This window comes from Paraburkholderia sp. UCT70 (assembly GCF_050434085.1).
Taxonomy (GTDB): Bacteria; Pseudomonadota; Gammaproteobacteria; order Burkholderiales; family Burkholderiaceae; genus Paraburkholderia; species Paraburkholderia tuberum.
Genome location: NZ_JBNPVZ010000004.1, coordinates 2,599,437 through 2,612,230 on the forward strand (window position 1 = coordinate 2,599,437; position 12,794 = coordinate 2,612,230).

Annotated in this window: 10 protein-coding genes and 1 riboswitch; of the genes, 9 read left to right on the plus strand and 1 reads right to left on the minus strand. The window is 64.0% G+C overall.

The window, feature by feature from the left end; all coding sequences use genetic code 11:
• Window positions 1-132 precede the first annotated feature (132 nt).
• Window positions 133-232: riboswitch (guanidine-I (ykkC/yxkD leader) on the plus strand.
• A 57-nt stretch (window positions 233-289) separates the two neighbouring features.
• The 8 genes from OKW41_RS37655 to OKW41_RS37690 all read left to right on the plus strand — a co-directional run bounded on the left by OKW41_RS37655 (window position 290) and on the right by OKW41_RS37690 (window position 10,578).
• A complete protein-coding gene (locus tag OKW41_RS37655) occupies window positions 290-1,360 on the plus strand; it encodes a putative urea ABC transporter substrate-binding protein (protein ID WP_429575681.1) in 1,071 nt (356 codons plus the stop codon).
• A 75-nt stretch (window positions 1,361-1,435) separates the two neighbouring features.
• Window positions 1,436-2,248, plus strand: coding sequence for an ABC transporter permease (locus tag OKW41_RS37660; protein ID WP_429575682.1), 813 nt, complete (start codon window positions 1,436-1,438; stop codon window positions 2,246-2,248).
• Entirely contained in the window at window positions 2,245-3,036 is a 792-nt protein-coding gene (locus tag OKW41_RS37665) for an ABC transporter ATP-binding protein (protein WP_429575683.1), read from the plus strand. The genes OKW41_RS37660 and OKW41_RS37665 overlap by 4 nt, the downstream gene beginning before the upstream one ends.
• Before the next feature lie 13 nt (window positions 3,037-3,049).
• The gene (locus OKW41_RS37670; protein WP_429451622.1) at window positions 3,050-3,766 is read left to right on the plus strand and encodes an urea amidolyase associated protein UAAP1; all 717 of its coding nucleotides are present in this window, start codon (window positions 3,050-3,052) and stop codon (window positions 3,764-3,766) included.
• Window positions 3,767-3,781: 15 nt separating this feature from the next.
• Entirely contained in the window at window positions 3,782-4,423 is a 642-nt protein-coding gene (locus OKW41_RS37675; protein ID WP_429451623.1) for an urea amidolyase associated protein UAAP2, read from the plus strand.
• Between the two features lie 172 nt (window positions 4,424-4,595).
• Window positions 4,596-8,195 carry an urea carboxylase gene (gene uca / locus OKW41_RS37680; RefSeq protein WP_429575684.1) on the plus strand — a complete coding sequence of 1,200 codons (3,600 nt, stop codon included), beginning with the start codon at window positions 4,596-4,598 and terminating at the stop codon, window positions 8,193-8,195.
• Between the two features lie 17 nt (window positions 8,196-8,212).
• Window positions 8,213-10,045 (plus strand): allophanate hydrolase, encoded by a 1,833-nt coding sequence (gene atzF, locus OKW41_RS37685; RefSeq protein WP_429575685.1) that lies wholly within the window; start codon window positions 8,213-8,215, stop codon window positions 10,043-10,045.
• A gap of 200 nt (window positions 10,046-10,245) precedes the next feature.
• Complete coding sequence (locus OKW41_RS37690; protein WP_429575686.1) at window positions 10,246-10,578, plus strand: hypothetical protein; 333 nt, start codon at window positions 10,246-10,248, stop codon at window positions 10,576-10,578.
• A gap of 76 nt (window positions 10,579-10,654) precedes the next feature.
• On the opposite strand, the gene OKW41_RS37695 is transcribed toward OKW41_RS37690, so the two are convergent.
• The gene (locus OKW41_RS37695; RefSeq protein ID WP_090801762.1) at window positions 10,655-11,098 is read right to left on the minus strand and encodes a MarR family winged helix-turn-helix transcriptional regulator; all 444 of its coding nucleotides are present in this window, start codon (window positions 11,096-11,098) and stop codon (window positions 10,655-10,657) included.
• 205 nt (window positions 11,099-11,303) lie between these two features.
• Between OKW41_RS37695 and OKW41_RS37700 the strand changes: the two genes are divergently transcribed.
• Entirely contained in the window at window positions 11,304-12,773 is a 1,470-nt protein-coding gene (locus tag OKW41_RS37700) for a DHA2 family efflux MFS transporter permease subunit (RefSeq protein WP_429576541.1), read from the plus strand.
• Window positions 12,774-12,794: the final 21 nt, after the last annotated feature.

Sequence of the window (12,794 nt, forward strand, 5' to 3'; positions counted from 1 at the left end):
CCGCCCCAGGGCAAAAACTTGCCCTTCGCCGCACAAAGCTAACGACCACCCCGCGGTATGGCCACTGGCACACTTCCCGCTTTAAAGACCGCGCAAGGAGCCGGCGCAGCCTCCGGTTCGACAAACAATCTGGAAATGGACGGCTAGGGTTCCGGCCTGCTTCACGCAGGTGCTGGTCCGAGAGCTGTCGACCTCAGGCGAGGTTACACGGCGGGACAAAAGCCCGGGAGAGAACGCGATGTTTGCGCTGCTCCCTGCCGTCGCTAACCGTCCCCTCCGAGGTCAACCCATGTTCAAGCTCGTTCGCTGTCTTGGCATTGCCGCCGTCTCCCTCGCCACCTTCGCCTCGAGCCCCACGTTCGCCGCGGGCCGCAACGACTTCAAGGTCTGCTGGACCATCTACGCCGGCTGGATGCCATGGGGTGAGGCGAAAACCCAAGGCATCGTGTCTAAATGGGCCAGGAAATACGGCATCAATGTCGACGTGGTGCAGTTGAACGACTACGTCGAGTCCATCAATCAGTACACGGCCGGCAAGTTCGACGGCTGCGCGATGACCAACATGGACGCGCTCACGATTCCCGCCTCCGGCGGCGTGGATTCGACGGCCCTGATCGTCAGCGACTATTCGAACGGCAACGACGGCGTGCTGATGAAGGGCAAGAGCAAGCAGATCGCCGACCTGAAGGGCCAACAGGTCAACCTCGTGCAGTTCTCTGTCTCCCACTACCTGCTCGCACGCGCGCTCGAAAGCGCTCACATGAGCGAGCGCGACCTCAAGGTCGTGAACACCTCGGATGCCGACATCTCGGGCGCATTCGCGACCCCCACGGTTCACAACGCGGTGACCTGGAATCCGATGCTCGCGGACCTGAAGTCGCAGCCGAACGTCAGCGAAGTCTTCGACTCCAGCAAGATCCCCGGCGAAATCATGGACATGATGGTCGTCAACACGAAGACGTTGCAGCAGAACCCCGCCCTCGGCAAGGCGCTGACCGGTGCATGGTTCGAAATGGTCGCGCTGATGCACACGGACTCCGCGGCCAGCACGTCCGCGCTGACCGCGATGGCGAAGGCCTCGGGCACCGATCTCGCCAACTTCAAGGGCCAACTGTCGACGACCGCGCTCTTCTATTCGCCGCAAGCCGCGCTCGACTTCGTCACCAGCGCCGACATGCCGAAGATCATGACGCGCGTCGCGAAGTTCTCTTTCGATCACGGCCTGCTCGGACAGGACGCGAAGAGCGCGGACGCGGTCGGCATGGCGTTCGACAAGGGCGTCGTCGTCGGCAACAAGAACAACGTCAAGCTGCGTTTCGATCCGACCTACGTCGCGATGGCGGCCGCGGGCAAGCTCTGACACGGACCTTCCAGGCACTCGCCGGGGGCTCGCTATCGCGGGCTCGCATCCCAGCTTTCCAACCAGGCGCTCACCATGCGACTCATCAATCGACATCCGAGCCGGATCGGCGGCTTGATGCTGCTTCTGCTGCCGTTCGTCGTGCTGTTCGCGGTCTACTTCAGCGGGTCCTCGATGCGACTCTCGCTCAATCCCGATGACAAGCTGCTGCCGAGCGCGGCGCAAATGAGCGACGCGGTGAAGTCGGCCGCCTTCACCGAGGACAAGCGCACCGGCGAGTATCTGTTGTGGACCGACACGCTGTCGAGCTTGCGGCGGCTCGGCATCGGCCTTGTCGTCAGTGCCGCGATCGCACTGGTGGCCGCGATCGCGACCGGTTCGTTTCCGCTCGTCAGCGCGACGCTGTCGCCATTCATCACCGTGATCTCAATGGTGCCGCCGCTGGCGGTGCTGCCGATCCTGTTCATCGTGTTCGGGCTCGACGAGTTGTCGAAGGTCGTGCTGATCGTCGTCGGCATCACGCCGGTGATCATTCGCGATCTGCATGCTCGCACCCGCGAGATTCCGGTCGAGCTGTGGGTCAAGGCGCAGACGCTCGGCGCCACCAGCTTGACGCTGATTCTGCGTCTGGTGCTGCCGCAACTGCTGCCGCGTCTGCTGGCGGCAACGCGTCTTTCTCTCGGCGCGGCGTGGCTCTTTCTGATCGCCGCCGAAGCGATCGCGTCGACCGATGGCCTCGGCTACCGCATCTTTCTCGTGCGCCGCTATCTGTCGATGGATCTGATCCTGCCGTACGTCGCGTGGATCACGCTGCTCGCATGGCTCACCGACGAGCTGCTGCGCCGGATCACGCAATGGTGCTTCCCGTGGTACGGAGGCACGCGATGATCGAAGTCCGCAACGTCTGGAAAGAGTACGGCGACCAGGTCGTGCTCGAGCGTTTGAATCTGACCGTCAAGCAAGGCGAGTTCTGTTCGATGGTCGGCGCGTCCGGCTGCGGCAAGTCGACGTTTCTGCGCCTGCTGCTGGGTCAGGAGCGCGCGACGCGCGGCGAGATCCTGCTGGACGGCAAGCCGCTGCCCGGCGAACCGGACAGGCATCGCGGCGTCGTGTTTCAACGCTACTCGGTGTTCGACCATCTGAGCGTGTTGCGCAACGTAATGCTGGGGCTGGAGCTTCCACAGGCGAAGTTCACCGGCCGGCTATTCGGTGCCCGTCGGCGCGTGGCGCAAGACGAGGCAGCGGCCATGCTCGAGCGCGTCGGGCTGGGCGCGGCCTTGAACAAGTTTCCGCAGCAGCTGTCGGGCGGCATGCAGCAACGCCTCGCGATCGCGCAGGCGCTGATGATGAAGCCTCGCGTGCTGCTGCTCGACGAACCGTTCGGCGCGCTCGACCCCGGCATCCGCAAGGACATGCATGAGCTGCTCTCCGGCCTGTGGCGCGAAGCGAAGCTCACGATCTTCATGGTCACGCATGACCTGAAAGAAGGCTTCACGTTGGGAAGCCGCGTGCTGGTTTTCGACAAGGTGCGCGTCGACCCACAGGCGCCGGGCGCCTATGGCGCGCGCATCACCTACAACATTGCGCTCGACCGTAGCCGCGATTCCATGTCCGCCGTGCATATCGCCGAGGCTGCCGTGCGAGGCGCATCGCATATCGAACTGGTCTCCGACTGAAGGGAACTCAGGTATGAACTCAGCTACGACCTTATTGCTTGAAGAAACCGTCCCAGGCGGCGGCCATACGTCGCTGATCGTCAAGCGCGGTCAATCGCTGCGCGTTACCGACCTGCGCGGCGGTGCGAACGTCAGCGTGATGATGGTCAACGCGACGGAAAAGAGCGAACGGCTCAATCTGCCGGATTCGTTGAAGTGCCAGCACACGGCCAGGCTCACGGTCGGGCACTGCCTGTACTCCGACATGGGCCGCGTGCTTGCCGCGATCGTCGCGGATACCTGTGGCTGGCACGACAGCATCGGCGGAGCTTCGAACGCCGACGAGGTCCGCGAACGATACGGAGCAGGCCGCTACCAGGAGCTGCGCAACGCGTTCTATCGCAACGGCACGGACAACCTGCTCGTCGAAATGGGCAAGTGGGGACTCGGCATCACTGACCTGCTGATGACGCTCAATCTGTTCAGCCGTGTCGATGTCAGCGACGACGGCGTTCTCAGTTTCGTGCCAGGAAACTCAAAAGCCGGCAACTACATCGAGCTCTACGCACCGATGAACACGCTCGTCGTGCTCACCGCGATCCAGCACCCGCTCGACCCGAACCCCGAGTACGCGCCGAGACCCGTCAAGCTCGAGTTGAGCGACGCGCGGCCCGAGGTCGCCGAAGTTTGCCGCACCGCATGCGAAGAGAACGCACGCGGTTTCATCAACACAGAACGCTTCTTTCTTTGAGCGAAGGCCACGCTTATGACCAGCACGCTTATCGTCAGCGACAAACGTCCGGAAACCGCGGTCTATCGCGAGACACTCGCCGCCGGCGAGCCGTGGCTTCACGAGGTGAAGGCCGGGCAAACGCTGCGCATCGTCGATCTCGAAGGCAACCAGGCGGTCGACACGCTGTTCTACAGCCTCGCCGATCCGCGCGAGCGCTTCGACCCTCAACGCACGTTGCGCCGGCAAAAAAGCCTCTACCTGACGTCGGGCTCGGTGCTGTACTCGAACCTCGGCAATCCGATGCTGACGATCGTCGCCGACACGTGCGGCCGCCACGATACGCTCGGCGGCGCCTGTGCGCAGGAGAGCAACACGGTGCGCTACGCATTGGAGAAGCGCTACATGCACAGCTGCCGCGACAACTTCCTGCGTGCCTGCGCTCATGACGGCCGCCTGTCGAAGCAGGACATCGGCGCGAACGTCAACTTCTTCATGAACGTGCCGGTGACGGCCGAAGGTGGGCTCACCTTCGAAGACGGCATTTCCGCGCCGGGCAAGTACGTCGAATTGCGCGCCGAGATGGATGTCATCGTGCTGATCTCCAACTGCCCGCAACTGAACAATCCGTGCAACGCCTACAACCCGACGCCCGCGGAGCTGCTGATATGGAATTGAAGCGCATCCGCCACTGGCTTTTTCTCCTCATGCTGGTTCGCTCGGGCCGGTACTTCAGCCGTACGCGCGAAGAACTGACCCAGACGCATCGCTGACGCGACTTCGGCCGTGGACGACCACGGCCGGCCATTCCCACGGCGGGACGGCCCGCCTTCGAATCAACACACCTTCCATGTTCGAGAAGATTCTGATCGCCAATCGCGGCGCTATCGCGTGCCGCATTCTCAGGACGTTGCGCGAACTCGACGTGACCGGCGTCGCCATCTATGCGGAAGCCGACAGAGCGAGCCGCCACGTCAGCGAAGCGCCCGCAGCGCATGCGCTAGGCGACGGTCCAGCCGCGCTGACCTATCTCGACGTGGACAAAATCCTCGCGATTGCGCGTCGCGAAGGCGTGCAGGCGATCCATCCCGGCTACGGCTTCTTATCGGAGAACGCGGCGTTCGGCGAAGCCTGCGAAGCGGCCGGCATCGCGTTCATCGGACCGACACCCGCGCAGCTTCGCGCGTTCGGCCTCAAGCACACGGCCCGCGAAATCGCGGCCAACGAAGGGGTGCCGATGCTCAAAGGCACCGGGCTGCTCGCGGACTTGCCGGCGGCGCTCGCGGCGGCACAGGGCATCGGCTATCCGGTGATGCTGAAGAGCACCGCGGGCGGCGGCGGCATCGGCATGCGGGTGTGCTGGAACGCCGACGAACTCGGCGCCCATTTCGATGCCGTGAAGCGCCTCGGCGAAAACAATTTCAGCGATGCCGGCGTATTTCTGGAGAAGTACATCGAACGGGCGCGGCATCTGGAAGTGCAGGTATTCGGCGATGGCAAAGGCGACGCGCTCGCGCTTGGCGTGCGTGACTGCTCGGTGCAGCGGCGCAATCAGAAAGTGCTCGAGGAAACGCCCGCCCCTTGCCTGCCGGACGGCATTCAGGCCGCGCTCTGCGAGGCAGCGGTCAAGCTCGCGAAAGCCGTCGACTATCGCTCCGCCGGCACCGTCGAATTCGTGTACGACAGCGCCGCCGAACAGTTCTACTTCCTCGAAGTCAATACGCGTCTGCAGGTCGAGCACGGCGTCACCGAACAGGTGTGGGGCGTCGACCTCGTGCGTTGGATGATCGAACTGGCGGCCGGCACGCTCGCGCCGCTGAAGCACCTGGCGGCGAGTCTAACGCCGCGAGGGCACGCGATCCAGGCACGACTCTACGCGGAAGATCCGGGGCGTGATTTCAAACCGAGTCCGGGCCTCTTGACCGATGTCGCGTTCCCGCACGCTGACGGGCGCGCATTGCGCATCGATACATGGATCGAGGCCGGCTGCGAAGTGCCGCCGTACTTCGACCCGATGCTCGCGAAAGTGATCGCCTGGTCGCCGACTCGCGATGAAGCGCGCGATGCGCTCGACGATGCGCTGCGCAACACCCGCCTCTACGGCGTCGAGACCAATCGCGACTATCTGCGCCAGATTCTGCGCGACCGGCCGTTCGCGTCGGGCGAACCGTGGACTCGATGTCTCGAAGGGCTCAGGTATCGGGCCAGCACGGTCGAAGTCGTCAGTGGCGGCACGCAGACGACGGTGCAGGACTATCCCGGCCGCCTGGGCTACTGGGCAGTCGGCATCCCGCCGTCGGGGCCGATGGATGACCGGGCGATGCGGCTCGGCAATCGCCTGCTCGGCAATGCGGCCGACGCCGCCGCTCTCGAAGTCACGATGAGCGGGCCAACGCTGCGCTTCAACGCAGATGCCGTGGTCGCCATCACCGGCGCGCAGATTCCGGTGCTGCTCGACGATGTCGCTCAGCCGCTGAACACGAGCCTCCATGTGCCGGCGGGTTCGACGCTGGCGCTCGGCACGATACGCGGCGCGGGCGCGCGCGCTTATCTGTGCGTGCGCGGCGGCTTCGACGTCGCACTGTATCTCGGCAGCCGCAGCACCTTTACGCTCGGCCAGTTCGGCGGACATGGCGGCCGCGCGATCCGCGCGGGCGACGTGCTGCATCTTTATCCGCTCGACGATGCGCAGGCCGGCGCGGCGCTCGTCGACGCGCCGACGCTCGACGGCGTGCGCACCCTTCGCGTGATCTATGGCCCGCACGGCGCACCCGAATACTTCAGCGCCCGCTATATCGCGCAGTTGCTCGACACCGAGTGGGAGGTTCACTTCAACTCCAGCCGTACCGGCGTGCGCCTGATCGGACCGAAACCCGAGTGGGCGCGCGAGGACGGCGGCGAGGCTGGACTGCATCCGTCGAACATTCACGATAATCCGTACGCGGTCGGCGCCGTCGACTTCACCGGCGACATGCCCGTGATTCTCGGACCCGACGGCCCGAGTCTCGGCGGCTTCGTCTGTCCGGTGACGATCATCGAGGCGGACCTCTGGCAGATCGGCCAGTTGAAAGCAGGCGACAAGATCCGCTTCGCGCCCGTCGAAGTCGAAGAAGCGCGTGAGGCTGCGCGTGAGCGTCGTCGGGAACTGGAGAGCCTCGAGATTGCACCGAGTGCGCCGAACGAAAGAAGAGCATCGCTGACGTCGCCGATCGTGCTCGATACCGGGGCGGACCGCGACAGACTCGTCGCACGTGTATCCGGCGACACACATCTGCTGCTCGAAATCGGTCCAGCGGAACTCGACCTCGTGGCACGGTTTCGCGGACATGCGCTGATGCAGTCCCTCGAAGCGCAGCATCTGACTGGCGTCATCGATCTCACGCCGGGCATCCGTTCGCTGCAGATCCACTACCGGCCCGAGGATCTGCCGCTCGCCAGGTTGCTCGACATCGTCGCGCGGGCGTGGGACGAGGTCTTGTTGCACAAGGATCTGCGCGTGCCGTCGCGGGTCGTTTATCTGCCGCTGTCATGGGACGACCCCGCGTGCCAGCTCGCGATCGAAAAATATATGACCACCGTGCGCAAGAACGCGCCGTGGTGCCCGAGCAACCTCGAATTCATTCGCCGCATCAACGACCTCGACTCCATCGACGCGGTCAGGCAGATCGTCTTCGATGCGAGCTATCTGGTAATGGGCCTCGGCGACGTGTACCTCGGCGCACCCGTCGCGACACCGCTCGACCCTCGTCACCGGCTGGTCACGACCAAATACAACCCGGCCCGTACGTGGACCGCGGAGAACTCGGTCGGCATCGGCGGCGCGTATCTGTGCGTGTATGGCATGGAAGGGCCTGGCGGCTATCAATTCGTCGGCCGCACGTTGCAGATGTGGAATCGCTACCGCGAAGTCGCGGATTTCGCCGGACAGCATTATTTGCTGCGCTTCTTCGACCAGATTCGTTTCTACGAAGTATCGGCCGACGACCTGTTGCGCATCCGCGCGGACTTTCCGCTTGGGCGTTTTCCGTTGCGGATTGAAGAGTCCGAGCTTTCGTTGCCGGACTATCAGGCGTTTCTCGCTAGCGAATCCGCCAGCATCGAGCAGTTCCGTTCAAGGCAGCAGGCGGCCTTCCAGGCCGAGCGCGAGCGGTGGCGTGAAGCGGGCACCTCGGAAGTCACGTTCGAGACGCCGGTCACCGAAGACACTCAGTTAGCTCCGCTTCACGACGGCGAAGTCGCCGTGGACAGCGAGATCGCCGGCAGCCTCTGGCAAGTCAAGGTGAAAACCGGCGACGCGGTCGACGCGGGCGACGTGCTGCTCATCATCGAGTCGATGAAGATGGAAATCCCGGTGTGTGCGCCGTGCGCCGGAACGGTCGGCGAGATCTACGTGGCGCCGGGTTCGCCCGTGCGCGCGGGGCAACGCGTCGCTGTCGTCGAACGTCACTAATTATCTGGACGCAAACCATGTCTTCATTCTCGTCATTCGATCTTCGCCTCCCGACACTTCGCTCCGCATACCTTGATGGATCGCTCACACCGCGCAGGCTCGTCGCTGAACTGCTCGAAAAAGCTGCGATGCTCAATCCATCGTTCAATCTGTTCATCCATCTTCTGACCGAAGATGAAGTCGCACCCTACCTCGACTGGCTCGACACGCAGGACGTCGAAAGCCTGCCGCTCTATGGCGTTCCGTTCGTGATCAAGGACAACATCGATCTCGCCGGCATTCAGACGACCGTCGGGTGCCCCGCGTTCGCGTACACGCCGTCGCGATCGGCGAGCGTCGTTGCGCAATTGATCGCGCTCGGCGCGGTGCCGCTCGGCAAAGCCAATCTCGACCAGTTTGCGACCGGTCTGAACGGCACCCGGTCGCCGTATGGCAAGTGTCGCAATAGCGTGCATCCCGACTATCCGTCGGGCGGCTCGAGCGCGGGGTCGTCACTCGCGGTCGCGCTCGGCGTCGCCAGTTTCGCGCTCGGGACCGACACGGCCGGTTCCGGTCGCGTGCCTGCCGCGCTGAACAATCTCGTCGGTCTCAAGCCGACTAAAGGCCTACTGTCCACCGCGGGTGTGGTGCCCGCGTGCCGCACGCTCGATTGCGTGACGTTCTTCACGGCGACGGCGGAAGAAGCGAGCGAGTTGCTTGCGTTGAGCGCGCGCCCCGATCCTCGCGATGCATACAGCCGCGCGAATCCGCAATGGAATACGGCACGCGCGTTTGGCGAGCCCACGGCGTTCAAGTTCGGCGTGCCGGCGCAACTGGAATTCGCCGGCTGTTCCGAGAGCCCCGGGCTGTTCGCGAAGGTGCGCGCGTTGCTCGAAGAAGCAGGTGGTGAAGCTGTCGAAATCGACTTCACGCCGTTTGTCGAAGCCGCCAATCTGCTCTATCAGGGGCCGTGGGTGGCCGAGCGTTACAGCGTGGCGGGCGAGTTGATGACGGAGAACCCCGCTGCGGTTTTGCCCGTCATTTGCGATGTGTTGGCGAAGGCACCCGGCGCGAGCGCGGTCGAACTGTTTCGCGCGCAGTACCGCTTGCAGGAATTGAAGGCCCTCTGCGATGCGTCTATCGATTCACTCGATTTCGTTCTGACGCCGACGTATCCGCGTGCCGTGACGCTCGACGAGTTGGAGCGCGACCCCATTGGTCCGAACTCCCTGCTCGGGTATTACACGAACTTCATGAATCTGCTGGACTATGCCGCCGTCGCTACGCCGACCGGTTTCATGAAGAATGGTTTGCCCTGGGGCGTGACCGTCTTTGGCCGCGCGTTCACCGACCAGTATCTGTTGGCTGTGGCCGACCTGCTGCAACGAAAGAGCGGCGCGCACTGCGTCGGAGGTCTAACCGTCGGGCCGGAGCCGCGCGGCGAACGATGCGCGGCGAGCCACGATCGCATGCGGATCGCGGTCTGCGGCGCACACATGCAAGGTTTGCCCCTCAACCGCGATCTGCTTGCCCGACGCGCGCGGCTCTTGCAGGCCACTCAGACTGCCGCGCAATACCGGTTGTCGGCGCTGTCTGCGTCGGCGGACGGCACGAGGCGTCCAGGCCTGTGGCGCGTCACCGATGGCGGCGCAAAAATTGCTGTCGAAGTGTGGGAAATGCCCAGCGCGGAGTTCGGCTCGTTTATTTCGACCGTTCCGTCTCCGCTGGTTCTGGGGAAGGTCGAACTCGTCGACGGTTCGTGGGTTACCGGTTTCCTCTGCGAGCCGTATGGCGTGCAGTCGGGAACCGATATCTCGGAGTTTGGCGGATGGCGAGCATGGCTTGCCAGCGAGCGTTGCGCGAGCTTCTGATGGAACGAACGATGAGCAGCGGCGTCGCAGGGAATGGGCAGTGAAGCGCCGCGGGTTTGGTCGGCACCTCCCTCTCTTGAGAGAATAGCGTCACGAGCAAGCCTGGCAAGTTCTCTCTTAGGGGTTCTAATGCGCGCCTACGATGCAGGACCCGACAGGCTTCCTTCCGCAATTCCGTCGCAACTACGAGAGGTTCCTTGATGACGCTCCGCACCGTCGCGCTCGCCGCAACCACGCTCACGCTCGCCGGCACGACCGCCGCCCTCATCGCACAAGCTCAAACGCCGAGCACCGCCGACAGTCAATGGCGCGCCAGTTCCACCATGCTCGCGACGCTGCTGCAGGACGGCTACAAGATCGTCGCCGTGGTCAACAACGGTCCCGCCGAGACGATCTTCGTGCAGCGCGATCAGAGCGCGTTCAAATGCATCGATCCGCAGCAGCCGGATGCAAAAGCAAAAACGTCGGTGGCGCCGGGCTGTTACGAGCTGGTACCGCCGAGCGGCGCCACGCCGGCGTCGGAATCCAGATAACGTGATTTGAAGCGCGAGCTCAACGTAACCCCGGCTCGCGCGAAAGACTTCGGCGTCGCGCCAACACCGCGAAGCTTCAGCGATCCACGAGCCGGCTCAGATTGCCGCGCACCCGCTGCAGCAGCGCGATCAACCGCGCCGCTTCTTCATCGCTGAAACCATTGAGCGCTTCGAGCGCGACCTCGTCGCCGACCTTGCGCGCCTTGCCGAGCGTGCGCTCAGCCTTCGGCGTCATGCGCACCTGGCGCTCCCGGCGATCCTGCGGATTCGCGGTCCGCTCGATCCAGCCGCCCTCCTCCATCCGGTCGAGCAGCCGGCCCGCCGAGATCGGCGCGACTTCGAGCAGATCCGCCAGCCGGGCCTGATTGATGTCGCCGTAGTGGCCGAGATAGGCCAGCACGCGACACTGCGCGCGCGTCAGATCGACCGACGACCTCGCGAGATCGTCGAACCGCTTGCCCGCCAGCCGGCCGACGTCGTAGATCAGAAAGCCGAAGCGCTCTTCGAATTGGGTTTTCATGCGCCGATTATACGGAAGCACTTCGGCGTACAGCGCGACTGCGTATGCGTTCTATCCTCAGCACAAGTCCCGATAGCGCCAATCCGTATTGACGATATACTAAGCATGCTTACTATATCGAGCCTCCCCACCATTCATGTCTTCCGCCTCCACGTCGGCGAGCGCCACTGAGCTGCTCAACCGGCCGATGATCACGATCTCGATCATGCTTGCGACGCTGATCCAGACGCTCGACAGCACGATCGCCAACGTGGCGCTGCCGCATATGCAAGGCACGCTGTCCGCGTCGCAGGACGAGATCACGTGGGTGCTGACCTCCTATATCGTCGCCGCCGCGATTGCCACGCCGCTCACCGGCTGGCTGGCGGATCGCCTCAGCGTCAAGCGGCTGCTGCTGATCGCGATCGGCGGCTTCACGGTGTCGTCCGCGCTATGCGGGCTCTCCGAGACGCTGCCGCAGATCGTCGTGTCGCGTCTGCTGCAAGGGATCTTCGGCGCGTCGCTGGTGCCGCTGTCGCAGTCGATCCTGCTCGACATCAACCCGCGCGAAAAGCAGGGCCAGGCGATGGCCGTGTGGGGCATGGGCGTGATGGTCGGGCCGATCCTCGGCCCGACGCTCGGCGGCTGGCTCACCGATAGCTACAACTGGCGCTGGGTGTTCTTCATCAACGTGCCGATCGGCGCGATCGCGCTGTTCGGCGTCGCGAGCTTCCTGCCGACGCGCGAGCCGAAACACGACGTGAAGTTCGACGCGTTCGGCTTCATCACGCTCGGCCTCGCGATCGGCGCATTGCAGGCGATGCTCGATCGCGGCGAGCAGCTCGACTGGTTTTCGTCGACCGAGATCGTGATCGAGGCGCTCGTCGCGGCAATCAGCTTCGCGTTTTTTCTCGTGCACACGGCCACGATCGGCGAGCGCTCGTTTTTCAAGTACAAGTTGCTGAAAGACCCGAACTTCGCGACCGGCACGTTGTTCATCTTCGTGATCGGCGCGGTGATGTACGCGACGCGCGCGCTGCTGCCACCGATGCTGCAAAACCTGATGGGCTATCCGGTCGCGACCACGGGCCTCGTCACCGCACCGAGCGGCGCCGGCACGATGGTCGCGATGCTGATCGCCGGCCGGCTGCTGAAGCGCGTCGACGCGCGGCTGTTGCTGCTCTGCGGTTTCCTGATATCGGCGTTCGCGCTGTGGCAGATGATGCAGTACACGATCGTGCTATCGGCATCGGACATCGTGTGGCCCGGCGTGATCCAGGGCTTCGGACTCGGCCTCGTGTTCGTGCCGCTGTCCACGCTGACGTTCTCGACGCTGTCGCCGGAGCTGCGCGCGGACGGCACCGCGACTTATAGCCTGATGCGCAACATCGGCAGCAGTATCGGCATTTCGATCGTGCAGACGCTGATGACGCGCAACACGCAGATCTCGCACGCGGACCTCGCTGCGAACGTCACCGCGTTCAATCCGGCGCTCCAGTCGATGCTCAACAGCGGCTCGAACTATGACATCGCGGCGCTGAACGCGTCGATCACGCAGCAGGCGGCGATGGTCGCGTATCTGAACGACTTCAAGCTGATGTTCGTGGCGACGCTGCTGGTCATCCCGCTGTTGGTGCTGATCCGGCCGTCGCACAAGGCACCGGATGCGTCGATCGCGCATGCAGCGATGGATTGAGACCGAATGCGCCGACGTCCG